The organism is Hydrogenophilus thermoluteolus (genome assembly GCF_003574215.1).
In the GTDB taxonomy this organism is placed as follows: Bacteria; Pseudomonadota; Gammaproteobacteria; order Burkholderiales; family Rhodocyclaceae; genus Hydrogenophilus; species Hydrogenophilus thermoluteolus.
Genome location: NZ_AP018558.1, coordinates 2,060,438 through 2,083,260, shown reverse-complemented (window position 1 = coordinate 2,083,260; position 22,823 = coordinate 2,060,438). Strand labels below are relative to the sequence as shown.

General features: G+C 63.3%; 24 protein-coding genes and 1 riboswitch. Of the genes, 3 read left to right on the top strand and 21 right to left on the bottom strand.

Annotated elements, in window-relative coordinates:
* Positions 1-48 precede the first annotated feature (48 nt).
* From HPTL_RS10145 to HPTL_RS10135, 3 genes are read left to right on the top strand one after another with little or no spacing between them, the layout of a single operon-like run.
* On the top strand, positions 49-774 hold the full coding sequence (locus tag HPTL_RS10145) for an LOG family protein (RefSeq protein ID WP_119335871.1): 726 nt from the start codon (positions 49-51) through the stop codon (positions 772-774).
* 12 nt (positions 775-786) lie between these two features.
* Positions 787-1,203: a DUF2782 domain-containing protein gene (locus tag HPTL_RS10140; protein ID WP_197713687.1), complete on the top strand. Its 417-nt coding sequence runs from the start codon at positions 787-789 to the stop codon at positions 1,201-1,203.
* Positions 1,204-1,213: 10 nt separating this feature from the next.
* The gene (locus HPTL_RS10135; RefSeq protein WP_232000037.1) at positions 1,214-2,560 is read left to right on the top strand and encodes an O-antigen ligase family protein; all 1,347 of its coding nucleotides are present in this window, start codon (positions 1,214-1,216) and stop codon (positions 2,558-2,560) included.
* Positions 2,561-2,679: 119 nt separating this feature from the next.
* Here the strand turns inward: HPTL_RS10135 and HPTL_RS10130 are convergent, their stop codons facing one another.
* From HPTL_RS10130 to HPTL_RS10030, 21 genes are all read right to left on the bottom strand, one after another.
* Positions 2,680-3,663, bottom strand: a complete 984-nt coding sequence (locus HPTL_RS10130) for an IS5 family transposase (protein ID WP_108079864.1) — start codon at positions 3,661-3,663, stop codon at positions 2,680-2,682.
* A gap of 242 nt (positions 3,664-3,905) precedes the next feature.
* Positions 3,906-5,048 carry a glycosyltransferase family 4 protein gene (locus HPTL_RS10125; RefSeq protein ID WP_119335869.1) on the bottom strand — a complete coding sequence of 381 codons (1,143 nt, stop codon included), beginning with the start codon at positions 5,046-5,048 and terminating at the stop codon, positions 3,906-3,908.
* Between the two features lie 10 nt (positions 5,049-5,058).
* On the bottom strand, positions 5,059-5,616 hold the full coding sequence (locus tag HPTL_RS10120; protein WP_119335868.1) for a histidine phosphatase family protein: 558 nt from the start codon (positions 5,614-5,616) through the stop codon (positions 5,059-5,061).
* A complete protein-coding gene (locus HPTL_RS10115) occupies positions 5,601-6,389 on the bottom strand; it encodes an adenosylcobinamide-GDP ribazoletransferase (protein ID WP_170141341.1) in 789 nt (262 codons plus the stop codon). The genes HPTL_RS10120 and HPTL_RS10115 overlap by 16 nt, the downstream gene beginning before the upstream one ends.
* A 29-nt stretch (positions 6,390-6,418) precedes the next feature.
* Positions 6,419-7,453, bottom strand: a complete 1,035-nt coding sequence (gene cobT / locus HPTL_RS10110; protein WP_119335866.1) for a nicotinate-nucleotide--dimethylbenzimidazole phosphoribosyltransferase — start codon at positions 7,451-7,453, stop codon at positions 6,419-6,421.
* 11 nt (positions 7,454-7,464) lie between these two features.
* Positions 7,465-8,073 carry a bifunctional adenosylcobinamide kinase/adenosylcobinamide-phosphate guanylyltransferase gene (cobU, locus tag HPTL_RS10105; protein WP_119335865.1) on the bottom strand — a complete coding sequence of 203 codons (609 nt, stop codon included), beginning with the start codon at positions 8,071-8,073 and terminating at the stop codon, positions 7,465-7,467.
* Positions 8,074-8,082: 9 nt separating this feature from the next.
* The gene (locus tag HPTL_RS10100; RefSeq protein ID WP_119335864.1) at positions 8,083-8,394 is read right to left on the bottom strand and encodes a 4a-hydroxytetrahydrobiopterin dehydratase; all 312 of its coding nucleotides are present in this window, start codon (positions 8,392-8,394) and stop codon (positions 8,083-8,085) included.
* 7 nt (positions 8,395-8,401) lie between these two features.
* Positions 8,402-9,100: a 5,6-dimethylbenzimidazole synthase gene (bluB, locus tag HPTL_RS10095; RefSeq protein ID WP_119335863.1), complete on the bottom strand. Its 699-nt coding sequence runs from the start codon at positions 9,098-9,100 to the stop codon at positions 8,402-8,404.
* Positions 9,090-10,049, bottom strand: coding sequence for a precorrin-3B C(17)-methyltransferase (cobJ, locus tag HPTL_RS10090; protein WP_119335862.1), 960 nt, complete (start codon positions 10,047-10,049; stop codon positions 9,090-9,092). The genes bluB and cobJ overlap by 11 nt, the downstream gene beginning before the upstream one ends.
* A 12-nt stretch (positions 10,050-10,061) precedes the next feature.
* The gene (locus HPTL_RS10085) at positions 10,062-11,444 is read right to left on the bottom strand and encodes a cobalt-precorrin 5A hydrolase (protein ID WP_231999987.1); all 1,383 of its coding nucleotides are present in this window, start codon (positions 11,442-11,444) and stop codon (positions 10,062-10,064) included.
* A 7-nt stretch (positions 11,445-11,451) separates the two neighbouring features.
* Positions 11,452-12,372 carry a precorrin-2 C(20)-methyltransferase gene (cobI, locus tag HPTL_RS10080; protein WP_119335861.1) on the bottom strand — a complete coding sequence of 307 codons (921 nt, stop codon included), beginning with the start codon at positions 12,370-12,372 and terminating at the stop codon, positions 11,452-11,454.
* Entirely contained in the window at positions 12,369-13,637 is a 1,269-nt protein-coding gene (cbiE, locus tag HPTL_RS10075) for a precorrin-6y C5,15-methyltransferase (decarboxylating) subunit CbiE (RefSeq protein WP_170141340.1), read from the bottom strand. The genes cobI and cbiE overlap by 4 nt, the downstream gene beginning before the upstream one ends.
* A complete protein-coding gene (locus tag HPTL_RS10070) occupies positions 13,634-14,872 on the bottom strand; it encodes a cobalt-precorrin-5B (C(1))-methyltransferase (protein ID WP_119335859.1) in 1,239 nt (412 codons plus the stop codon). Before HPTL_RS10070 ends, cbiE begins: the two co-directional genes overlap by 4 nt.
* Positions 14,873-14,886: 14 nt before the next feature.
* Positions 14,887-15,567 (bottom strand): precorrin-8X methylmutase, encoded by a 681-nt coding sequence (locus HPTL_RS10065; RefSeq protein WP_119335858.1) that lies wholly within the window; start codon positions 15,565-15,567, stop codon positions 14,887-14,889.
* Complete coding sequence (locus HPTL_RS10060; RefSeq protein WP_119335857.1) at positions 15,564-16,541, bottom strand: sirohydrochlorin chelatase; 978 nt, start codon at positions 16,539-16,541, stop codon at positions 15,564-15,566. The genes HPTL_RS10065 and HPTL_RS10060 overlap by 4 nt, the downstream gene beginning before the upstream one ends.
* Complete coding sequence (gene cobM / locus HPTL_RS10055) at positions 16,538-17,368, bottom strand: precorrin-4 C(11)-methyltransferase (protein WP_197713685.1); 831 nt, start codon at positions 17,366-17,368, stop codon at positions 16,538-16,540. Before cobM ends, HPTL_RS10060 begins: the two co-directional genes overlap by 4 nt.
* Before the next feature lie 27 nt (positions 17,369-17,395).
* Entirely contained in the window at positions 17,396-18,094 is a 699-nt protein-coding gene (locus tag HPTL_RS10050; protein WP_119335856.1) for an energy-coupling factor ABC transporter permease, read from the bottom strand.
* A gap of 114 nt (positions 18,095-18,208) precedes the next feature.
* Positions 18,209-18,394: riboswitch (cobalamin riboswitch) on the bottom strand.
* Between the two features lie 59 nt (positions 18,395-18,453).
* Positions 18,454-18,891 carry an ExbD/TolR family protein gene (locus HPTL_RS10045; RefSeq protein ID WP_119335855.1) on the bottom strand — a complete coding sequence of 146 codons (438 nt, stop codon included), beginning with the start codon at positions 18,889-18,891 and terminating at the stop codon, positions 18,454-18,456.
* The gene (locus tag HPTL_RS10040; protein ID WP_119335854.1) at positions 18,888-19,580 is read right to left on the bottom strand and encodes a MotA/TolQ/ExbB proton channel family protein; all 693 of its coding nucleotides are present in this window, start codon (positions 19,578-19,580) and stop codon (positions 18,888-18,890) included. Before HPTL_RS10040 ends, HPTL_RS10045 begins: the two co-directional genes overlap by 4 nt.
* A gap of 42 nt (positions 19,581-19,622) precedes the next feature.
* Positions 19,623-20,285, bottom strand: coding sequence for an energy transducer TonB (locus HPTL_RS11570; protein ID WP_269461311.1), 663 nt, complete (start codon positions 20,283-20,285; stop codon positions 19,623-19,625).
* 253 nt (positions 20,286-20,538) lie between these two features.
* On the bottom strand, positions 20,539-22,812 hold the full coding sequence (locus tag HPTL_RS10030; RefSeq protein ID WP_119335852.1) for a TonB-dependent receptor plug domain-containing protein: 2,274 nt from the start codon (positions 22,810-22,812) through the stop codon (positions 20,539-20,541).
* Between the last annotated feature and the right edge of the window lie 11 nt (positions 22,813-22,823).

The following is a 22,823-nucleotide window of genomic DNA, read 5'->3' as shown; positions in this document are numbered from 1 at the left end:
TGGCCGTTAGGGTAGCATAGCGGTTGTCGAAGAGGAGTGATGCGGACGATGTCGCTGCGAGACAAGGTGCCTGTCGGGGTCGATGATCCCAAAGATATCATGGAGAATGGCCGCGAGGCGTGGCGGTTGTTGGGGATTTTGTCCGAATTCGTCGAAGGGGCCGAGCGCCTCTCGCCGATTCGCCCGGCAGTTTCGATGTTCGGCAGCGCACGGTTGGCGCCGGAGCATCCTTATTATCAGTTGGCCGAACGTATCGCACGCAAACTCTCCGATGCGGGATTTGCGGTGATTTCCGGCGGTGGGCCGGGGATCATGGAAGCGGCGAACAAGGGGGCCTTTTTCGGTCGCAGCCCGTCGGTTGGGCTCAATATCCAGTTGCCGCACGAACAGCACGCCAATCCTTATCAGGATGTTTCGCAAACGTTCCGCCATTTCTTTGCGCGCAAGTACATGTTCGTGCGTTTTGCGTCGGCGTACGTGGTGATGCCCGGGGGGTTTGGGACGCTCGACGAGCTCCTGGAGGTGATGACGTTGATCCAGACCGGGAAGAGCCGCCGGATTCCGGTGATTTTGGTGCATCGCCCGTTCTGGCAAGGTTTTTTGGATTGGCTCGAAGCGAAGCTCGCGGGAGAGGGGATGATCGACCCGGACGATCTGCTGATTGCGCAAGTGATCGATGATCCCGATGCGATCGTCGCGGCGATATTCAAACATTACGAGACGCGTGGTTTCGAACCGTTGCCGCACGAGCGGCAGTTGATGTTGCAGTTGTGAGGGAGTATTCCAATGCGGACTGGGAAAGTATGGATGGTGGGCGCGTTGCTGGCGATCGTGGGCGCATGGCAGGGGGCTGTGGCCCAAATGGCGCAGGATGGACAGCAAAGCGAGCGCGGAGCCGAGCGCGATGTGGGGGGGCGTGACCGTGGTGAGCCGACCGTTTTTGCCGACGCACCGCCACCGCCTGCGATCCCTGGGCCGATCACCGAAGAAGATCTGGTCGAACCCGAGGTGGTGATTCGGCAGGAAGGGGAGAATACGGTGACCGAATACCGTGTGGGCGGTAAGGTGTATCTGATGAAGGTGGTGCCTGCGCGCGGTGAGCCCTACTATTTGGTGGATAAGAGCGGGGATGGCACCTTCGAACGGCTGCCGGGCGGCGCGCATATTGCGCCACCGATGTGGGTGATCAAGCAGTGGCGGTGAGGTGGTGAGCATGCTTTCGTTTTCTGAAGTGATTTTTGGATTTTGGCAGCGCAGAGTAGATTGGTGGAAAACGGCTGATACCGAAAGGCGTCTCGCAGCCGTGGTCGTTTTTTTGGCTTCTGCATTGGTTTGGGCACAACCGCTACCGGGTGGCCCCAGGGTACCCGCGCTGTTGTTGATGGCGCTGAGTTTATGGCTTGTGTTTCGCTACCGTGGGGCAGATTTTCCAAGAGAGAGTGTTTGGTTCGCGTATCTTTGGGGCGCGCTCGCTGCCATTATTGCACTGTCTTTGATTGGCGCCCCTAAGCCGAGCGCTGGAATCGGCTATGCCGTTATTGCACTGGGTTTTGCTGTGGCAACGCTTGCTGTAGGTTGGGCTGCAACTCGATTGCCCGATGTTGGCGAAATTTTGCGGAAGGTTTTGGCGCTGACTTTTTTTGTTTTTCTTGTGGATGGATTGTTTCAGTATGCTTTTGGCTATGATTTGATTGGGGTTCCTTATAATCAGTCTTATTATGAGGGTAGGCTTGTAGGCCCTTTCCCTGATTCGATCCGGTTTTCCAGTTTTCTTGCGATGCTTTTTCCTTTTGCTGCTTGGCCACTGCGGAGGAAATATGCGTTCGTGCTTGGACTGTGGTTTTTGACTGTGTGGCTAGTTTTGCTCTCGGGATTCCGTAGTTCTTTCGTGTTGCTACTTTTGACTTCAATTCCGATTTTTTGGTTTTGGCCAAAAAGGTTTTTGGTCGTTGTGGGAGTTGGTGTGCTGATCATTGGCGCGTTGGCGGTTGGACTGAGTAAGCCCTTGACAGTTCGTGCGATCAATACTTATGAAGGGACCCTTTCGGTCATTCATGCTATCCAATCGGGAAATGAACAAGAAGCTGACAAGGCGTTGGATAAAATCCTAACTTATCGTTGGGAGTTGTGGCGAAATGCCGTAAAAATGGGGAACGATCACCCCTTTCTGGGTGTGGGCGCCAAGCAGTATCGACATGTCTATGCGCAATATTCTGATGAGAACGATGTCTTTCACAACAGTGATCCATTCCATGCGCATCACCTTTATTTCGCACTATGGGCTGAGATGGGGGTAATGGGGCTACTGTGGTTGCTTGCCATGATTGTGTTGGGGGTGACCCTTTTTCTACGATCAGATGTGACAGCCCGTCAAAAATGCGCACCATGGGCAATAGCATTGGCTGCTTACGCATTTCCTGTTCAATCCCAGCCTGTGCTTTTGACGGTACAGTGGCTTCCCGTTGTTTGGCTCTTGTTGACGGGGTTTTCGCTTTCCGTTGCGTCACACCGACTGACTACTAAGGACACGCTGAACAAATCAGCATTTGACTGGAAATGAGCGAGATTGACCGTATCCCTTCGACATTGACACCTCGGTGGGCAAGAAATGTCTTTTTTGCCGCCATTTTCGGCTGGCTTTCGCCTCGTTTCTCGGCGAATTTCCTCATTTCGCCCCTCTCAGGACGCACCTTGGGCGTTGAGCGCAAACAATTGCCGCTTGGCGATCAGCAGATTCGCCAACCCAAAGAGCGTGTAGAGCTGCGCAGTGTTCTTCGCCAATCCCTTGTAGCGTACCTTCTTCATGCCGAAGAGGTTCTTGACGATGTGAAACGGGTGCTCGACCTTGGCACGCACGCTTGCCTTGAGTTGCTCGATCTTGTCGATCAACCTGCCCATCGCCGTCTTCGGCAGCGCCTTGCGTTTGCCCGGACGCATCGCGACTTCCCATCGAACCTTGCCGTTGCGGTTCTCTTGCCGCTTCTCGACGCCCTGGTAGCCCGCATCGCCAAAGGCCACTTTCTCTTCTCCATGCAGCAGGGCATGGGCTTGGGTGACATCATTGGTGTTGGCCGGGGTGGTCACCAGCGTGTGGGTGATGCCGGTTTCGGCATCGACGCCAATGTGGGCTTTCATGCCAAAGTACCACTGATTGCCCTTCTTGGTTTGATGCATTTCCGGATCGCGCTTGCCGCTTCGGTTCTTGGTCGAGGACGGTGCGGCGATGATCGTGGCATCAACGACCGTGCCTTCCTTGAGGATCAAACCCTTCTGCGCCAGCACGGTATTGATGGCAGCAAAGATGCGCTCGGTCAGATGGTGCGTTTCCAGCAGGCGGCGAAACTTGAGCAGGGTGGTGGCATCGGGCGCAGACTCCCGCGACAGGTCGATGCCAACGAAGCGCCGGATGGCCTGGCTGTCGTAGATGGCGTCTTCGATCCCTTCATCGGACAATCCGAAGCACTGCTGGGCAATATACATGCGCAGCATGCGTTCCACGCCAATCGGCGGCCGGCCTCGTCCGGTTCCCTTCGGGTAGAACGGTTCGATCTCAGCCACCAGCGCCGACCAAGGCGTTACCGCATCGATTTCGGCAAGAAACCGGTCGCGCCGCGTCACTTTCTTCTTGCTCGCATATTCAAGTTCGGAAAAGCTCGCTTGCATCGTCAAGTGCCTATCAAATGTCAGTACTTCAATTCTCGCATGTCAGGGATGAGTTCGGCCCATCGATCTGCGAATAAATCAGTGTGTCCCTAGGGCAATCGCATGCAGTCCACGACAGTGGACTGCATGCGATTGCCCTGGGTAGGCAAAGCATGGTTTGCGCTACTAGCGCAAGTACGATCACTGCTTCGGGTCGATGTAAGCGTTTGTGTGGATTGCAAAGCCCGGTGAGGGTACTTCAGTTACAGCAGTGAAACCCGCTCTGCCAACCGCTGATACAGGGCGAGCGTTTCGTGCTGCATCGCGGCGAGCGTGAAGCGTTCCGGGAGCGGTTGGGTCACCGGTGGCAGCGTACCGTCGAGCGCGGCGCGGATCTGGCGGGCAAGCGCGGTTTGGTCGCCCACGGCAACCGACCCTTCGGGGTAGATCGCCGCGAGTTGCTCGGCAACGCCGCCGTGATGGTAGCCGATGACGCGCGTACCCAGGGCCAGCGCTTCCAGAGTGGTGCGCCCAAACGCTTCGGGGTCGGTGGAAAGCGAGAGGACGACGGTGGAGGCGGCCAGGATGTTTTTGAGATCGGGGCGGTCGCCGGTGAGGGTGACGTGGTTTTCCAAACCGTGCGCGCGGATGGTTTGTTGCAGCTCGGCGACATAGTCGCGCCGCCGTGCGTCGTAGCCGCCCACGAGCAGCGCGTGCGCGTCCGGGTGGCGGGCGATGATCTCCCGCCACACCGTCAGCAGTTCCGCTTGTCCTTTCCAGCGGGTGAGCCGCGCGGGGAGGGTCACCCAACGTTTGCCGCGGGTTTCCGGGAACTGCGCGTACCACTGGGTGAACCAGTCGGGATCAGGGCGGTAGCCGCGCGGATAGGCAGCCGGGTCGATGCCGCGTGGGATGACGACCAAACGCGCCGGGTCGGTTCTCGGGTAGTGGCGGAGCACGTAGCGGCGGATTGCTTCGGAGACGCAGATCACCGTTTCGCCGCGGGTCATCACGGCGCTGTAGCGGTTCACGGAGTAGAAGCCGTGCACGGTGGTCACCAGCCGGGGACGCAAAGCGGGTGGAATGCGACGCCAGGCGAGGTAACCGACCCAGGCAGGGAAGCGAGAGCGCAGGTGGAGGATATCGACCCGCTCGCGCATGAGGAGGTCGCGCACTTTGGGAACGAAACGCCAGAGGGTGGCGACTGACTTTTTGCCTACGGGCCAAGGAATCCATTCTGCGCCGATCGCGCGCAGATGGTCGGCGTAGCGGCCCCCGTCGGCGATCACGATCGCCCGGTGCCCCGCGGCAACCAGCGCTTCGGCGATCTCGACGGTACCGCGTTCGACGCCCCCCGAGTGGAGCGCCGGTAACATCTGGACGACGGTGCGTGGCCGCGCGTGCATGGGGAAAAGGCTAGCGGTTGAACCATTTCAGTGTCGCGCCCCAGGGTGCGACGTCGATGCGGGTGGCGTGACTACAGGCAAAGTCGAGTGCGAGCCACCGTTCGCGCGGCAGCCCCAAGAGGTGTCCGGCAATCGCTTTCAACGGGCCGGCGTGGGCGACGACGACGATGGCATCGACGTCGAGACGGCGTTCGCGCGTCTCCTGCCACCATTCGAGCGCGCGGATCGCCATTTCGGCGGCCGATTCGCCGCCGGGGGGCTGGAAGCCGAACGGGTTCGCCGCCCACCGGGCGATGAGCTCGGGGTCGATCGTCGCAAACGGGACGCCTTCCCATTCGCCAAAATCGATTTCCAATAACCGGTCGTCGTAGGACGGACGGCCCAACGCGCGGGCGAGTTCCGCGGCCCGTTCGCTGGGGCTGCTGTAGAGGTGGAAGTGTTCGGGCAGCAGTGGCGTGAGGCGCGCTGCGACCGCTTCCGGGTCTTCCGCGAGTGGCCATTCGCTCTGGCCGTAGCAGACGCCGTCGGGTGCTGCCGTTTTGGGGTGTCGGATCAAATAGAGTTCCATGCGCACAAAATTCCTAGTAATCCTGTGGTAAAGGCCGTCGATTCGATCGCGCCGAGCACGTCACCGGTAAAGCCGCCCAAGCGCTTGTCGGTGCGCCAGATCCAGTAGCCGGCACCAAGCCCGATGCCGGCGATCATGCCCGATGCCACCGCAAGCGGCAGCGCGGCTAAGGGCAGTACGATCGCCAGTCCCGCTTTCGCCCATTCGCCGCGAGTCAGTTTGGCGGCGGCGAAGGGGTAGGCCTTGCTGCCATCGGCGGAACGCAAATAGGGCAGGCGCGTCATCGGTATGAGAACGATGAAGCGGGCAGCCGCATGGGCAGCGACGAGCGCGCTGCAGACGGCGAAAACACCATGGGCGCTGCCCAGCAGGGTGAGCGCCTGCCACTGCAGGGTCAATGCCAGCCACAGTGCGACTGCGCCGAACGTGCCGACGCGAGAATCCTTCATGATGGCAAGAACGCGAATTGTATCGTAGCCGCCGCCAAAGCCATCGACGGTGTCGGCCAGTCCGTCTTCGTGAAATGCGCCTGTGACGATAAGGTGGGTTGCTAGGGCGCAGAGCGCCGCAAGCGAGGCACTGGCGAAAAGGGTGGAAGCGACGAGGTACGCGCCTGCGCTCAGTCCCCCTACGATGAGTCCGACCCAGGGAAAATAGGGCAGGGTGCGCGGAACGTGCGCGGCGCGATAGCGCCCGGCGCTTGGGCAGGGTAAGCGCGTGAAGTAGCGGAGCGCTTGCGCGAAGCGCCTCCATTCACGGTGTAAAGAACGCATCCAGCGGGGCGGCATTTGCTGATAGCGGTTCACGCGCGGTCGGCGACGCCAGCCGATTCGAAGCTCGCCATTTCGTTGAGAAACGCGGCGGCGGCTTGTACGAGCGGGTAGGCGAGCGCCGCGCCGGTCCCTTCGCCCAGCCGCAGGTCGAGGTCAAGGAGGGGCGATACGCCCAGGTGGTCGAGCACGGCGCGGTGTCCCTGTTCGTTCGAGCAGTGGGTGAAGATCAGGTAGGGGCGGATTTCGGGGGTGATCGCCAGCGCCGTGACGGCCGCTGCGGTGGCGATGAAGCCGTCGACCAGCACCGCGACGCGGCGTTCGCTGGCGGCGAGCATCGCGCCCGCCATTTGGGCGATTTCCAGTCCGCCATATTCGGCGAGGATCTGCCACGGGTCCGAAGAAATGCCGCCGCGCGCCAATGCGGTTTCCAGCACGGCGCGTTTGCGCGCGACGCCGGCGTCGTCGAGCCCTGTGCCGCGACCGACCAGCGTGGCAAGCGGCAACCCCGTGAAGCAGTGCAACAAGAGGGTGGCGGTAGCGGTGTTGCCGATCCCCATTTCGCCCAGGATCAGGACGTCGAGGGAATCCGGTAGGCGGTTGACGATTTCCGCTCCGGTGGCGACGGCGCGGTGGGCGAGTTCCAAGCCCAGCGCGGGTGCGGTGACCGCATCGTTGCTGCCAAAAGCGAGTTTCGCGTCGATGAGATCGGGGTGCGGTGTGAAGAGGTGGTCGACCCCAGCGTCGACCACTTTCAGCGGAATGCCGAAGGTGCGGCAAAAGACGTTGATCGCAGCGCCCCCTGCGAGGAAGTTCAGCACCATCTGCCAGGTGACTTCACGGGGGTAGGCAGAGACCGGGTGGGCACGGGTGAGGCCGTGATCGGCGGCGAAGACGAGGGCGTAGGGGTGGTGCGCGCTTGGGTCGAGGCGGTTCTGGATCAATCCGAGTTGCAACGCCACCGCTTCGAGCCGCCCCAGCGCACCCAGGGGTTTCGTTTTGCGGTCGATTTTGTGTTGGAGTTTGGGGGCCAGGGTTTCGTCGATCGGCGCGGGTGTTGGGCGCATGGGTGTTCCTTTCAGGATTTGAGCGGGAGGGGAAGTCCTGCAGCGACGAAGGTAACCCGGGTGGCAACGGCCGCAACCGCCTGGTTGAGCCAGCCCGCTTCGTCACGGAAGTGACGAGCGAGGGGGTCGTTGGGGACGATGCCCAGCCCCACTTCGTTGGCCACGAGAAGAATCGTGTGGTGCGGGGCCGCTTTGGCGAGATTTTCCAAGAGCGCGGCGCGTTCGGCTTCCCACGCTGCGCGCCGGGTGACATCGGAGGCGTCTCGTGGTGTCGGTGGCAGAGCGTGCGGGGGAGACCATGCCGTTTCCCACCAGAGCAGCCAATTGCTCAGCCAGAGGGTGAGGCAGTCGATCACGACGGTGTTGGCGTTGGTGAGCGCTGCGTCGAGCGCTCTGCTCAGGTGGTAGGGCGCTTCGATCGTGTGCCACGTGTTCGGTCGCTGCGCGCGGTGGTGGGCAATGCGCGTCGCCATTTCGTCGTCGCCCGCATGGGCGGTTGCGAGGTACGCAACGGGGGGCGGGGCGGCGTGCGCGAGCGATTCGGCGTAGCGGCTCTTGCCGGAGCGGGCGCCCCCCAAAATGAGGTGGACGGTTGCTTGGGCGCTGGGTGTCGGCGGCATCGGTTGACGCTACGCGGTGCGGTCGGCCAAGAACGGCATCGCGAGTTGTTCCATCGCTTGGGCAAGCGCGACGTCCTTCGCGGTGAGGCCACCGGCGTCGTGGGTCGTGAGGGTGACTTCGACCCGGTTCCAGACGTTGCGCCATTCGGGGTGGTGGTTTATCCGTTCGGCAACGAGTGCTACTTGGTTCATCCAGCCGAACGCCTGGACAAAGTCGGCAAAGCGGTAGGTGCGTTTGAGTGTTTCGCCGTCGCGTTGCCAGCCGCGCGGAAACAGAACGGTTTCGAGGGTCTGCCGGTCGGTGTCGTCGAGCTGAGCCATTTTGCGGTTACTCCTGTGGCGTCGATCCGTCGATGATACCCAATTCGTTCGCTGGTGCTGCGTAGCGCTCCCAGTGGAGGTGGTCTGAAAGGGGGTCGCGCTTGGCCCAACCGACTTGCTGCAATTCCGGTTCGGGAAGGAATTCGCGCACCCATCCCAGGCAGAGATAGGCGATCGGGACGACGTGGTGGGGCAAATGAAAGATCTCTCGGAGTGCTTGGCGCCGAATGATGCTGACCCAGCCGACGCCGATCCCTTCGGCGCGCGCCGCCAGCCAGAGGTTTTGGATCGCGCAGACGCAGGAGAAGAGATCCATCGAACGCTGGTGGGTGCGACCGAGTACCACGGGGCCGCCGCGGCGACGGTTGCAGGCAACCAGGAGGTTGATCGGGGCTTCGCGAATCCCTTCGAGTTTGAGTTGGCGATAGCGGGTGCGCCGTTCGCCGCTGAAGCGCATTGCGGCTTCTTCGTTGGCTTTGGCAAATGCGGCGTGCACCCGTGCTTTGGTTTGTGGGTCGCGCACGATGACAAATTCCCACGGTTGGGAAAATCCGACGGAAGGGGCATGGTGCGCAGCGTCCAAGAGGCGCATCAGAAGCGGTTCCGGGATGGGGTCGGGGAGAAAGTGGCGGCGCACGTCGCGCCGTTCGGTAATCGCGCGGTAGACCGCAGCGCGTTCAGCGGGAGCGAAAGCGTTAGCGATCATCTCCGGACGTGCTCGGGTGCGGTGACAAGGTGCGGAGCCGTTCGATGTAGGCAAGCGGTAACTGCAGTTGGGCCGCGAGCGCTTCGTTGCTGGCTGGGGAAGTTTGAATCGCGGCAATCGTGCCGCTGAGCCCCTGCGAGAGCGAGTGTGCCGGGCGTTCGCCGGGTAACGGGGTACCGTCGGCGGCGTATTTGTTGCCGTAGCCGCGCGGTGTGACCATTTTTCCGTGCGCGACGAAGGTGTTGCTGTTGCCCACAAGCACGGTCGAGAGCATACCGATTTCGCATTCGGCCATTTCGGCAAGCGTCGTCATCTGGATCTGCTGCCGTTTGCGGTATGCCGATTTGACGATGGCTACTGGTGTGGTGGAGGCACGGTGTTGCAAAAGCAGCCATTGCGCTTCGACGATCTGCTGGGTGCGTCGTCCCGATTTGGGGTTGTAGAGCGCGACGACGAAGTCGGCGGCGGCAGCGGCGGCGATGCGTCGGGCAATCACCGGCCACGGCGTTAGGAGGTCAGAAAGCGAGATCGCGCAGAAGTCGTGGGTGAGCGGTGCGCCGACAAGAGCCGCGACCGCAGAGAGCGCGGTGACGCCCGGTACGACCTCGACCTGAATATCCGCTTCGGCATCGGGGCGCCAGCCGCTGGCCAAAAGCGCTTCGAAGGTGGGGCCAGCCATGCCGTAGATGCCGACGTCCCCGGAGGAGATCAACGCGACGGTGTGTCCGCGTCGGGCGTATGCGATCGCTTCTTGTGCGCGGTCGATCTCTTCGGTCATCCCTTTTTTGATGATCGTTTTCCCGGCGGTGAGATCGGCAACGAGCCGCAAATAGGTGACGTAGCCGATCACCACATCGGCCGCTGCGATCGCTGCGCGCGCGGCATCGGTCATGTGCGCTTCGCTCCCAGGGCCGATGCCGACGAGATAGAGCGTTCCTTTGGTACTCATACGCTAGCTCCTTCAGCGGGGTTCAGAGCAAAGCGAGCGGTACACGTCGCGTTCGGATGCGTTGCGGGTTGCGCCATCGGGTTTCGTTCCTTCAGGGGGTTGGTAACAGTAGGCGAGGGAGATGGTGACGTTGCGCCCGTCACTGCCGCGACGGCGCAGTTTTTCCACCGGGAGCATCGGGTAGCCCGGATGTTCGGCCAGGGTCGATGCGCGCCACCCCGCTGCGAGCAGCGCCGCCGCTTCGGCAACCGAAGGGGTGCCGGTATAACGGCGCACCGTCTCCGAAGGGGAAGGAACCGGAATCGCGGCGAGCGCTTCGGGCGGGTAGAACGAGAGGCTGGCGCCAGCGTGAAGGTAGGGCGCCAACGCTTCGTGTAACCCCGATTCGTCGCGCTTCAGGGTGATCGACGCGCAATGGACGATTGTGGCCGGTTCGGGCAGACGTGCCAACGCTTCCTGCAGGGCCGTGGCGATCGTTTCCGCAGGGGTGCCCCGGTCGCAACCGACACCGACGGCAACGCGGGTGCGGTCGATCCGCTCCGGCGGCGCGTAATGGATGAGCCGTTCTGGGAACGCTGCGCGGACCTGCGGCGGGGGTGGGATGCGACCCACCCAAAGGAGCGCGCGGAAGTGGTTGGCGAGTTCGCTGGGAAAGGGGCTGTCCGGCGAAACGTGCCGCACGTGGATGTGTTGGGGCAGTGGTATGCCGCGGCGGCCGCCGGCGTGGTGGGACCACCAGTCGCGGTCGTGGTCGCACGTTTGCCACAGGAGCACGGGGTCCCCATTGACGACGGCAGCCGAGACATGGACGACCGTGTCGTGGCTGGCTTGGAAGCGCCAGTCGAGTTCGCGGCCCAAAAGGTCGACCGCAAGGCTTTTCTGGCTGTCGGATGCGGTGGTGAGCACACAGGTGGCTCCCAGCGCTTCGGCAATCGCTTGCGCCAACGCGTTGGCGCCACCCAAGTGGCCCGAGAGCACGGGGATGACGAAGCGGCCGGAGTCGTCGATCACGACGACCGCTGGGTCGCGGTTTTTGTCGGCAAGGAGCGGCGCAATGAGGCGGACGATCGCACCCAGTGAGACGACCGCGACAAGGGCGTCGTGTTGCTGCCACAGCGTCGCGATCGCGTCCGCCGTTTTGCTGGCGTAGGGGCGAATATGAGCCGCTTCGCCAAGCGTTGCGGCATATTTTTCGGGGAGGTAGAGCGGTGCGTGTGGGGCGACCGCGGCGCGCGCGCGGGCCGCGGTCTGAGCGCCGTGGCGGGTGATCGCGACGAACGCAGGGGCGGCGAACGTACTGCGCGCCGCTTGCCAGATGGCAGCTTGGTTGGGAGATGTTTGAGTCGGGGCTTCTGGCGTCGGGTTCGTTGGCTTGGGGGGCATCGTTGGTGTCATCGTGGCGTTACTGGGGGCCTGGGTTCCTGGGGCTTGCGACAGCGGCGTGGGATTCATGGGGTTTCGCTTCGGATGCGGGAACGGTCACGCTGGTGCGTGGAGATGCCGCGGTCTTTTTGCGACAGCCGCGAATGCGTTCGCCGACCGGCGTCGCGTTGGGGTTACGCAGGATGAGGAGCGCGAGGTAACTGAGCGTGGCGTCGGCAAGGTCGTGAAGCGCTTCGCCGCGAAGGATGCGTTCGTCGGGCATGCCGATCCGTTCCGCAAGGAGCGCATGCGCAAGCAACGACCGTTCGCTGAGCCAGGCAACGAGCGTAGGCCAGAGGGGTTTGACTTTGAGCAGGATCAGGGTCTCGAAGTGGGGCAAGACCGTTTCGATGAGTGACAAACCATAGTTGGCGGGAAGCACCGCGATGCGTTCTTCCTGTGCAGCAAGGGGAATCGCTGCGGCTGCCGCGGCAGCAGTGAAGCTATTGACGCCGGGTAGGGTGTCGACGCGAATCCGGGGGGCGCGTTCGCGCACGGCCGCAGCCAGATATTGGAACGTGGCGTAGGTCGAGGCGTCGCCTTCGACAAGAACCGCAACGTCGCGACCCGCAAGCAGGGTGGGTAGGATCGCCTCCGCGGCGCGGGCCCACGCCCTGGTGAGGACAAGGGGATCGTGGCTCATCGGGAAATGGAGTTCGATCGCGTCCGCCGGGGTGGTCAAGCCTGCCCGGTTCGCGATCGTCAGCGCGACCGATTCGCCACCCTGTTTGCGTACCGGATAGGCCCACCGTGCCGTGCCGGTGAGGATGCGCCATGCGCCGCGGGTGATCCAATCCGGGTTGCCGGGGCCAAGCGAGATTCCGTAAAGGGTGCCCAGCGCCTCGGTCGTTGCGGCGGCTGGAGGTGTGGTCTCAGACAGGAAGTGTGGCGAAACAGTCATGATGGCTCCTTCGTCGCCGCAACGAGCCAGACCGGGTTTTCGGCGGCGAAGCGGTGCATCGCCAGGATGGGTTTGGTGCGTGCCGCCCACAGTTGGGTGGCGTGCCACGGGGCGTCGAGTGCGGTCATCGCCGCGGTGGCGGTAGCCAAGTTTTCCAGGGTCACGAAGGTGGCGATGAGCCGTCCGCCAGGGGCGATGCGTTGCCAACAGTAGGTCAGGAGTTCGGCCAGTTCGCCACCGGAGCCGCCGATGAAGACCGCGTTGGGGTCGGGGGCTTCCTCGAGCCCAGCGGGCGCTTTGGTGTGGCGAATCGTCCAGTTGGCCGCGTGAAAGCGGCGCGCGTTGGTCAGGGCGATCGCGACGTCGTCTGCGTTTTTTTCGAATGCCCATACCGCCCCTTCGGGGGTGAGGCGGGCCGCTTCGAGGCCGACGCTGCCCGACCCGGCGCCGATGTCCCAGACGGTGTCGTGTGGGGTGAGGGCAAGAAGCGCAAGCGCCACCGCGCGCACTTCCCGTTTGGTGATCAGCCCTTTTTCCGGTTGTCGTTGGGCGTAAGCGTCGTCGTCCCAGCCGAAAGCCGCTTCGGTGCCGGGGGTGGTGCTGGTCAAGATCGCGATGTGCGGGTGGGGAAACGCGGTTGCGGCAGCCTGCGACGGTTCGAGATCGCGCCACAGCGCTTCGCCGTCGAGCCCGATGCGCGCAGCGACGCTGATGCGGTACCGATGCGCCAGGGATAGCTCGGTGAGCGCACTGGCGATTTCGGTTGCGCCAGCACCGGGCGCCGTCAATGCGACGATCGGTGATCGGTTGTGCGCAGCCGCTACGAGCACGGGGCGCAACGGATGGTGGGGAGCGTTCTTCCACGACCACGGTTCGCGTACTTTGCCGTGCGCGGAGACGAGCGTGGCGTTGTGCCAGGGGATACCCAGACGCGCACAGGCCAGTTGGACCGAACTGCGCTCAGGCAGCACCGTGACCGCGTCGGGACCGAAGTGCGCAAGCAGTGCGGCCGCTGCGCCGTGAAAGAGGGGATCCCCCGTGGTCGCAACGACCACCCGTTCTCCTTGTACGATCGCACGAGCGCACCGCTCTGGCAGTTGCGCGAGCCACGCTTCGAACGGTTCGAAATGGGCGTTGGGCGCAAACCGTTCGGCAAGCGGGGCAAACCCCTTCGCCCCGAAAACGAGGGTGGCCTGTGCCAGCGCGTCGGTGACTGCGGGCAGAAGCGGTTCTCCGGGTAGCCAGCCGATGACGGTCGGATTCATCGTTCCTCCCATTCTGCAAGCCACTGCGGCGCTGTGGATTCATCGATGCGCGCCACCGCATTGCCGGCAAAATCGACGGTTTGGATGGTGAGCCGCCGAGCCGACCCCGGCCAATATTTCGTTTTGAGCGTGTGCCAGGCGCGTGCAGCAAGCGCCGAGTGAAACGCGACGTCGAGGCCAAGTTCGGCCAATCGTTCTGCGGCAAAACGGGCCGTTTCGGCGGCGGCGATCTCAGCAACCAGGGCGGACGGCGCGCCGACGGCCCGCGCGCAGTCGGCAAGCAAGGTGCGATCTACCTCCCCTTTTCCGGCGTGGGTGACGGGCATTCCTTGCGCCATTTTGGTGAGTTTGCCGACCATCGCGCCGATGATCAGGTGGCGGATCCCGTTTTTGCGCGCGGCATCGAACGCGGTGCGGACGAAGTCCCCCATCTGGACGAACGCCGCTTCGGGCAGCTCCGGCCACAGCGCCATCATCGCCTTTTCGGTGCGCCCACCGGTGGTCAATACGACGGTGTCACACCCTTGGGCACGCGCAACCCCGATCGCTTGGACGACGCTTGCGCGAAACGCCGCGGTGGAGTATGGGCGAACGATGCCGGTAGTTCCCAGGATCGAAATGCCGCCCACGATTCCCAAACGCGGGTTGAGCGTGCGTTTGGCAAGCGTTTCGCCCCCAGGCACTGCGATGGTGACGAGAAGACCGTGGTCCGCGCAGTTCGGAAGTTCCGGCGTCAGGCAGACAGCGCGTTCGGGAAGGGGGGAAGTGGGTAGCGCGGCGCAGGTGGCTGGAGGTGCTGCACCCAACAGTTCGCTCAGATTCTCACACAAATTTTGCCGCGGCACCGGGTTGATCGCGGGTTCGCCCACGGGAAGACCAATGCCAGGGCGCGTGACGATGCCAACCCCTTCGCCAGCAGCCACGAAAAGGCCAGGGACGGAGACCCAGGCAACGGTTGCGGTGATGGGCGCTTTGTCGGTGACGTCGGGGTCGTCTCCTGCGTCTTTGATCACGACCGCGGTGGCGCGTCCGTCGGGATAAAGGCGCTTTTCGTGGATGGGGAAGACGACGCGTTGCCCGTTGGGGAGCTTGGTTTCGATCGCATCCGGGATCGCGCCGGTGAGTAACCCTTGTGCCGCCGCACGCGCTGCTGCGGCGGCACACGCGCCGGTGGTGAATCCGGTGCGACCGCGGTGGGCGCGCCGCTTGGCGTTGGGATCTGCGTGGCCGGTCACAGCGCGCGATTCCTTCAGCGTTCCGAATCCGCCGTTTCCGCGAGCGCCATCAATGCGTGAAGTGCCGCAACCACCAACGTCGATCCCCCTTTGCGCCCGCGCACGACGATCCACGGGGCACGGTTGCTGGCAATCAGTGCCTCTTTCGATTCGGCGGCGGAGACGAACCCGACAGGCATACCCAGGACCACCGCCGGCTGTGCTTGCCCGGCTTCCATGAGTCGAACCACTTCGAGGAGCGCGGTGGGGGCGTTCCCGATCGCGACGACCGAACCGGCCAAGAGGCCCTGTTCGGCGGCACGGCGCATCGCCATCACCGCACGTGTGGTATTCGCCGCTTTTGCCGCGGCGATCACTTCGGGATCCGAGATGAACTCATGCACTTCGATGCCGAAGTGCTGTAGCCGAGGTTTCGAGAGCCCAACACGGATCATCTCGACGTCGACGATGAAGGAGGCGCCGCGCCGTATCGCTGCGATCGCGGCGGAGACCGCCTCGGGATGAAACTGCACAAGCCCGTTCATTTCGAAGTCGGCCGAGGCGTGGATCATGCGTCGCACCACGGGCCATTCGTGCGCAGGGTAGGCGTGGGCGCCCACTTCACGGTCGATGATCGCGAACGATTCGTGCTCGATTGCGGCACCGGCAGCGGTAAGTTGTTCGGTAACACGCGGAGTGGGTAACGGGTTCGTCATACTTGTTCCTGGAGTTGCTCAGTGTGGAAGTGGAGATCGGGGCCGTTTTTGTGATGGGGGTGGTCGTGGGGTTCGTGAACGCCACGGTGGTGGTGGAGATGGTGGTCGTGATGATCGTGGTGATGATGGCCAAGCCCGTGTGCGAGCGCAAATGTGCGGTATTTGCACCCGGTGCAGGCGAGCGTCGGCAGCGTTTCGTGCGGTTGGGTGAGGAGTCCGTCGAACCAGGCGGCGATCTCAGGGCGAAACCCGAGGTAATCACCAAGCGCCCACGCGACGGTGGGATATTGCCGCTCGAGACGCGCCACCTGCGCGCGGATCCGTTCGATCAAAACGCCGGTGAAGAGATAGACCGGCAGCACGATGATCTGGGTCATGCCCCAGGTGACGAAGCGCTGCGCAACCCGTTCCAGCCGCGGGTAGGTGACACCGGTGAAGGCGAGGTCGACCAGTTCGTGGTCGGTCGCTTCGAAAAGGCGTCGCGCGAGTTTCGCCAATTCGGCATTTGCCCCGGGGTCACTCGAACCGCGCCCCAATAGGATCACCCCTGTGGTCTGCGGATCGGGCATCGCCAGGCGGCGCATCGCACGCTTGCGTTCGCCTTGAAGCGCGGCAAAGAGTTCGTCGCCGGTTCCCACTTGCGGGGTGATGGTGAATGTGACGTCGGGAAAGGCGCGTGCGGCTTGGGCGACGGCTTGCGGGATCTCCATCTTGACGTGACCCGCGGCGTTGATGATGAGGGGGATTACCAAAACTGTCGCTGCCTCTGGGGCTGCCGCGCGTGCGGTTTGGGCAGCATGGGCCAACCCTTCGGGCAAAAGCACTTCGGCAAACTCGATGAAGCAGGTGAGGATGGTGTGGTGCGGATGGCGTTTGCGGGCGGCTGCGGCGAACTGCTCGACTTCATGGTTGCCTGCGGGTTCACGCGAACCGTGGCCGACGATGAGGACGACGGGGTTGGCGGAAGGGCTCACGACGCTCCTCCGTTGGGTTTTTCGGGTGCCTTGTCTGCACGACGAAAGCGGTGGGTGAAGGTTGGGTCGTAGAGCTTACTGCGGGGGGCAGCGTCCCATTGTCGCGCACCGAGCGCTGGCGAAACGATGATCATCGCTTGCGAGACGATCTTTGCGGCGCGGCAAGCGGTGCTGAGTTCGGACAAGGTGGTGCGGACGATCCGCTCTTGCGGCCATGACGCTTTGTGGACCACCAGCACCGGGCTCTCCGGCGCCCAGCCGGCGGCAAGGAAGGCGCGTTCGATTTCCCGCGTCAGTGTGATCGACAGAAAGAGACAGACCGTGGCTTGGTGCGCGGCGAGCGCCTCGAGCCGTTCGCGCGGCGGCATCGGGGTTCGTCCTTCCGCACGGGTCAAGATCACCGTCTGGGTGACCTCTGGCAGCGTGAGGGATTCACCGGCTGCCGCGGCAGCGGCAAACGCCGACGAAACGCCTGGCACCGCGCGCCATGGGACACCTGCTGCGTCGAGCAGCCGCGCCATTTCGGTGAGTGCGCCGTAGAGCGTGGGATCCCCTGTTTGGAGCCGCACCACGGTAGCGTGGCGTTGCGCCCGTGTGGTCAGCCACTCGGCGATCGCCTCGAGCGTCATACCTTTCGAATCGGCAATTTCGGCCGACTGCGGTGCGTAGCGCGCGACCGCCTCGTCGACGAGCGAACCGGCGTAGAGCACCGCGCCGGCTTCACTGAGCAGCCGCTGCCCTTTGACGGTAATGAGTTCTGGGTCGCCAGGGCCCGCCCCGACGAACCAGACGGTGCCGGGGCAGGGGCTAAGCGGTGGCAAAGACACGGGGTGTTACCTACCAGTGCGCGACCGTTACGCGGCGCGATGCAGACGAGCGGTAAAGAGCGTGTCTTCGCCGAGCCACGGTTTGGCGTGTTTCGCTGCGGCAAGGAGCGCCAAATCGAGCGCCGGTTCGACCACCAAGACGCTCAAATAGGCAGCACCAAAGGTCGCGATCTGCTGCCACGCTTGTGCACCCAGTCCCAGGAAGGCCCAGAACGCGACCCACAGCACCACACCACCCTGGTACGTGAGGGAGAGACGAAACACGTCACGGTAGCGCAAATCGGTGTAGGGGGTGTGCGGCGCGATGGTCCGTTTTGCGACCGCCGCGACGGCAAAGAGCGGGGCGAGAAGGGTGGTGACGTTCGCGAAATATTGCGGCAGATCGTACGGGGCGAAGAAGAGGCCCTGAACGAGCAACGCCGTGGCCAAACCGACCGCTGCCGGGGCAACGCCAAAGAGCAAGAAGAGCGTGCTGCCCAAGATGAGGTGCACTTCGGAAACGCCCACCGCGGGGTGTGGCAGCAGTTCGAACGCCGCAAATGCGATCGCGAACGCGCATACGCTGCGCACCAAAAAGCGCAGGAAGTGTGCAAACGCCGGAACCACGCGTTCGGAAACGAACAGCGTCGTCCAGACAGAGCGCGCCGCGCCGAAGAGTGCGGCCGTGCCAGTGAGGTAGGAGAGGGCCATCTTGGCCCCGGTCAAGAGTCCAGGTTCGATATGCATCGTGCTTCCCTCCGAGCCATGCCGTTACGAAAATTCTGCGCTCGGGGGAAACAGCGAAACCGTGAATACGGAGTACGATGACGCTATCCCACGTGCCGTCACCCCGCGGCGCAGTTGGGTTTGCGCGTCACGATCGGTCTCCTGGCTTGCCGTCGCCCTGCCGCGACGCCTTCCCAGAGCGGTTGCTCCAGTGGCATCGTGTCGCGTCAGTCAGGCTCACAGTAGCGGGGGCTGCGCCGGATTTGCACCGGACTTCCCGTGCGGCGAAGGTTCGCCGCTATCGTCACGCGTCGGTTCATTATCGGGAAAACCGCTGCCCAAGTCAACAGTGCGATGCGGCGCCAAATCCGATTCCACCATCAAGGAGAGGCGGGATCGAGCAAAAACCGTGCGTCCGTGATCCCCGCTTGGGTGAGCGCCACCATCAGTTGCGCCGCGGCTTCGAACGGCACCGTGCGTTCCACCGCAAGCAGCACCGGGGGTGGCGCAGCATCGTGGGCGTCGGTAACGAGCGCTGCTAGCCGCTCTGGCAGTGCGTCACGGGGGAGCGGCTCACCATTCCAGAGCAGCGTACCCGACGCGGTCAGGGTCAAAGTGACCGTTTCGCGCGGTGGCGTTGCCGGTTCGGCAGCGGCGTGGGGCAGTTTCGTACGGACTGTGTGTAACAGGGCGGGCGCGGTGACGAGCAGGATCACGAGGAGCACGAGGAGCACATCGACGAGTGGGACGATATGGATCGTCGGGTTCACCGTGGTGCGACTCTTCACGGTGAGGAACGGCAATGGGTATTGTTTCATGGCGTTCGGGGCGCGTTCTCTTCGTTTTCTGCGGTGAGGAGCAGGTAGCACTCGTGCGCGAACGCTTCGAGTTCGGGAATCACCAGGCGGTTGTGGCGCACGAAGAGGTTATGCGCGATCGCAGCGGGAATCGCGACCGCAAGCCCGATCGCGGTCATGATGAGCGCTTCGCCAACCGGACCGGCAACGGCGGTGAGGGACGCTTCGCCGGAGATCGCGATCGCGGTCAAGGCGTGGTAGATGCTCCAGACGGTACCGAAAAGGCCGATATAGGGGGCGGTGTTGGCTGCGGTGGCAAGAAGGGTCAGGCCCCACTCCCGTTCGGCCACTTCGCGTTCGAGCTGCGTTTGGAGCGCGCGATAGAGCCACTCGCTGCGGTGTAACGGCGCGCGTCGCTCTGAGGTTGTCCATGCCGCGCACGCCGCAGCGGCAATCCGCCCGAAGGGATGGCAGGTAGCCTCTGGTCGATTCACCAATGCGGCGAAGTCGGCCAGGGTGTCGATTTGCGCAAACGCGGTGCGAAACGCCGTGGCAAGCGGACTTTCGCGCCACGCCAACCAGACGCGGGCACCGATCACGCCGACAGCGGCGAACAAGAGTCCGATCAGCGTGGCGAGGACCGTCCAACCGATCGCGTCGAGGCGCGTCAGAAAAGGGTGGGGAACAAGGGTTTGCCAGGTGAGCGACATGGTCTTCCTATCGTCTGGTTCCGTATGCGTTGGGGCGTGGCATCATGGCGCGCCGGTCAGTTGGAAACGGAACGGTTGCCAAACCGTAACGGTACCCACGCGCCAGGCCGTTGGCAAGGTGCATCGCCATTGCCGCACGGCGTCAAGCGCAGCGGCCGTGAGCGCGGGATGGCGGGTGGTCGAGCGGGGCGGGTCGATTTCCGCCGCCACGATCGTTCCCTGGGCATCGAGGGTGACCTGGACGGTGACCGTGCCTTCGATTCCCATCCGTCGTGCAATGAATGGGTACAGCGGTGGTGGACGATGATGGCAGAGGACTTTGAGCTCGATCGAGGAAGGTTCCGGCGCAGCGGGGCGTGCCGACGCGTGGGCCAAAGGAGCGGAAAGAACGTTGGGAGGCGACAAGGCGGTTGCCGCACGGCTGTCTGCGAAAGCGCTATCCCGCGCCGCGATGGGTTCGGGAGGGCGAGGGTGCGGTGCCGGGGATGGCGCTCTCGGTGTGGGTTTTGGTGTGGGGGTAGGTTTGGGTTTGGGGTTTTGTTTGGGCTCTGGTGTCTCTTTCGGTATCAGGTTTTGCGCTGGGGCTACGTTTCGTGCCGGTTGGGTGCGGTGCGGCCGCTGCTTTCTGTTCGCTGTAGCCGGTGGGGTCGCATTCGGAACTGGCGCAAAGCGCGCTTCGTGGGCTGCAGATTCCTTAGAAGCCATGCGGGTGGCTTCGTTGGTCTGGGTAGGAGCCGTGGCGTGGGAAGTTGGTGCGGTGGCTGGAACTACCCACCCGATCGCCAATGAGGTGGGCGCAGGGACCGGCGTCGATAGGGAAAAAGAACTGCGGTGCATGGCAACGCCAGCTGCGCTACCTACCAAGAGCCATGCAAGGAACGCGCCGATCGCGCGTTCCCGGGTTTGCCAGAGTTTCATCCCACGAAGCATACCATCGGCATGCGCTGCCTGTGCGTGTTCAGAAGCGCACGCGCAGACTGGTCCACAGGGTACGCCCAGGGCCAGGGACTGGGGTACCCCACTGCGGCACGTTGGGGGGCGTCGGGTTGGTCATCGTCGTCCCTTGACCAATGTAGGCGCCGCCAAGCGGGTGGGCGTAAGAGCGGTCGAACACGTTGTCGATGCCGAAATGCCACGTCACGGCGTTGGAGAGCGTCAGGCTCCCTTGCCAGTGAAGCAGCGCGTAGCCCGCTGTCGGAATTTCGTTGCGTATGCGGTTGGTCCGCGATTTGCGTTCGACCGCTTCGACGATGAAACGCTGTTGCCACTGCCCACGCGTCTGGTCAAGCGTGAGCTTGACGTTGCGCGGCATCACCCCGTAGAGGTTGTCGCCCGTTTCGGTATTGCTGCCGCGGCTACACGCGAGCGTTGCGGCAAACGCCCAAGCGCCCCAGCCGTTGCGGGCAAGGGGCCCGCGTAGCGTCAACTCATGCCCGTAGAGCTTCGCCCGTTGGTTCACATATTTGAGTACCGTGAACCGGTTGGTGACGGGGGTGGCGCGGGGGGCGTTGGCGGTGGCGTCCCACTGCACGGCGTCGATGTAGTCTTCGATCACGGTGAGGTAGGGGCGCCACTCGATGCGCCACCCTTGGTCGCTTGCTTGCCAAGCCAGGCGTGCTGCAGCAGTGTAGGCCTGCTCCGGCTTCAGATCGAGGTTGCCGATGTAGCCGTTACCGTCGCCGACGAAATTGTTCATGAGCGCCGCCATTTGCCAGGTGCTCCACGGGTAGCGCTCATAGAGGCTCGGTGCGCGGCTCTGATGCGCCAGGTCGAGCGCTGCGCTCCATTCCGGCGAGAGTTGCCAACTGTTGGACCAAACCAGGTTCCAGAGGGTGTCGCTGCGGGAGCGGTCGCTTGTATTGAACGCGGTACTGTCGCGCAGTTGATAAGTGAAGCGTGGCGCGGTGCCGTCGCTGTTGGCGTAGCCGTGTACCGGATCGGCGTCGGTGGTGACTTGCTCGATTCGTGCCCCGAGTGTGGTGCGCCACGTCGGGCTGATGGCGCGTTCCCATTCGGCAAAGAGTGCGGTCCGTTCCCGCTCTCCGTTGCGGATGTTCCAGAAGATGTCGGGCCACATCCCGCTACCCGAGGGAGGCCACCAGTCGTCCAGGGTGTAGCGGTTCCACTCACCGCCTACGCGCACAAGCGACGCGGTATCGAGTGCGACCGTCGCTTTGACCTTCGCGCCGTCGGTGGTGCTCGACGCGTACATCGGCATCCCGGCGGCGCAGGTGAAACCGAGGGGGGCGCACGGGGAACCGTCAACGGCGGTTGGGCCGCCTGACGCCATCCCGTACCAGTAGCGTTTGTCTGCGCCGAAATCCATGAAGTGGTCGACCGTCTCATGGTAGAGCTGTGCTTCAAGCGTTCCCCACGCAAAACGGCCGCGGTAGGCCAACGCGGCGCGCTTCTCTTCGTTGTCCAAAAGATCCATCCGTTGGTTGGGGTAGAACTGGTAGGGTTGCTGCTGCAGCCCCACTTCGGCACGTACCTCGTGTTCGCCGCTCTTCCAGCCGAAGTCGACGGCGTGGTTGCGTACCTGGTAGGCAGTTGAGCCGATTGCGTCGGTATCCAAGGTGTGGCCAGCTCGTCCAGTAAAGCGGTAGTTTTTGAAGGGGCTGCCAGCGCGCAGGTTGTCGCTTTCGGCAAAACTGCCCTGGTATTGCGCTGCGAAGGTCTCGGTGCCGTACCAAGCAGCGAAGTCGGCCGCTTTTCCGTTGCCGTTGCTGCGGTAGGTGGCGCCCGCTTCGCCACCACGAACGGGCGTTGAGTCGCTCGCGAATGGCGCTTTGCGCCGTTCCACCACCACCGCGCCGCCGATCGCGTCGCCGCCCACCGAAACGGGGGTGACGCTCGGGTAGAGGGTGAGCTGTTCGATATTCGTGGGCGACGTGTAAGAGAGCGGCGTATTCATATGGTTGGGGCAGGTTGCGGTGAGATCTGCACCATCGATCGTCACCCGAAGCCGTTCGTCGGCCAACCCGCGCACTACCGGTAGCGGCGAAAGGGCTCCGCCAGCCAGGGTCGTGACGCCAGGCAATTCGCTGAGCAGCGCTGTGGTGGTTTGATGCCGAGCGCGTAGCGAACGGATATTTTCCGGGGTCAAGGCGAGCGCGTTGCCGCCGTCTTCGATCGCCTTGTCCGTGACCGTGATCGCAGGAAGTGTCTGTTGGGCTGTAGCAGGCAGGGAAACCAATGCTACGAAGAGGGTGATGATGGGTTGCCTACGCATCGATGAGCTCC

Bases quoted from the DNA above. Each gene is read 5' to 3' on its own strand.
- HPTL_RS10145 (WP_119335871.1), top strand. From the start codon at position 49: ATGTCGCTGCGAGACAAGGTGCCTGTCGGGGTCGATGATCCCAAAGAT.
- HPTL_RS10140 (WP_197713687.1), top strand. From the start codon at position 787: ATGCGGACTGGGAAAGTATGGATGGTGGGCGCGTTGCTGGCGATCGTG.
- HPTL_RS10135 (WP_232000037.1), top strand. From the start codon at position 1,214: ATGCTTTCGTTTTCTGAAGTGATTTTTGGATTTTGGCAGCGCAGAGTA.
- HPTL_RS10130 (WP_108079864.1), bottom strand. From the start codon at position 3,663: ATGCAAGCGAGCTTTTCCGAACTTGAATATGCGAGCAAGAAGAAAGTG.
- HPTL_RS10125 (WP_119335869.1), bottom strand. From the start codon at position 5,048: ATGCACGCGCGGCCACGCACCGTCGTCCAGATGTTACCGGCGCTCCAC.
- HPTL_RS10120 (WP_119335868.1), bottom strand. From the start codon at position 5,616: ATGGAACTCTATTTGATCCGACACCCCAAAACGGCAGCACCCGACGGC.
- HPTL_RS10115 (WP_170141341.1), bottom strand. From the start codon at position 6,389: ATGCGTTCTTTACACCGTGAATGGAGGCGCTTCGCGCAAGCGCTCCGC.
- cobT (WP_119335866.1), bottom strand. From the start codon at position 7,453: ATGCGCCCAACACCCGCGCCGATCGACGAAACCCTGGCCCCCAAACTC.
- cobU (WP_119335865.1), bottom strand. From the start codon at position 8,073: ATGCCGCCGACACCCAGCGCCCAAGCAACCGTCCACCTCATTTTGGGG.
- HPTL_RS10100 (WP_119335864.1), bottom strand. From the start codon at position 8,394: ATGGCTCAGCTCGACGACACCGACCGGCAGACCCTCGAAACCGTTCTG.
- bluB (WP_119335863.1), bottom strand. From the start codon at position 9,100: ATGATCGCTAACGCTTTCGCTCCCGCTGAACGCGCTGCGGTCTACCGC.
- cobJ (WP_119335862.1), bottom strand. From the start codon at position 10,049: ATGAGTACCAAAGGAACGCTCTATCTCGTCGGCATCGGCCCTGGGAGC.
- HPTL_RS10085 (WP_231999987.1), bottom strand. From the start codon at position 11,444: ATGACACCAACGATGCCCCCCAAGCCAACGAACCCGACGCCAGAAGCC.
- cobI (WP_119335861.1), bottom strand. From the start codon at position 12,372: ATGACTGTTTCGCCACACTTCCTGTCTGAGACCACACCTCCAGCCGCC.
- cbiE (WP_170141340.1), bottom strand. From the start codon at position 13,637: ATGAATCCGACCGTCATCGGCTGGCTACCCGGAGAACCGCTTCTGCCC.
- HPTL_RS10065 (WP_119335858.1), bottom strand. From the start codon at position 15,567: ATGACGAACCCGTTACCCACTCCGCGTGTTACCGAACAACTTACCGCT.
- HPTL_RS10050 (WP_119335856.1), bottom strand. From the start codon at position 18,094: ATGCATATCGAACCTGGACTCTTGACCGGGGCCAAGATGGCCCTCTCC.
- HPTL_RS10045 (WP_119335855.1), bottom strand. From the start codon at position 18,891: ATGAAACAATACCCATTGCCGTTCCTCACCGTGAAGAGTCGCACCACG.
- HPTL_RS10040 (WP_119335854.1), bottom strand. From the start codon at position 19,580: ATGTCGCTCACCTGGCAAACCCTTGTTCCCCACCCTTTTCTGACGCGC.
- HPTL_RS11570 (WP_269461311.1), bottom strand. From the start codon at position 20,285: ATGGCTTCTAAGGAATCTGCAGCCCACGAAGCGCGCTTTGCGCCAGTT.
- HPTL_RS10030 (WP_119335852.1), bottom strand. From the start codon at position 22,812: ATGCGTAGGCAACCCATCATCACCCTCTTCGTAGCATTGGTTTCCCTG.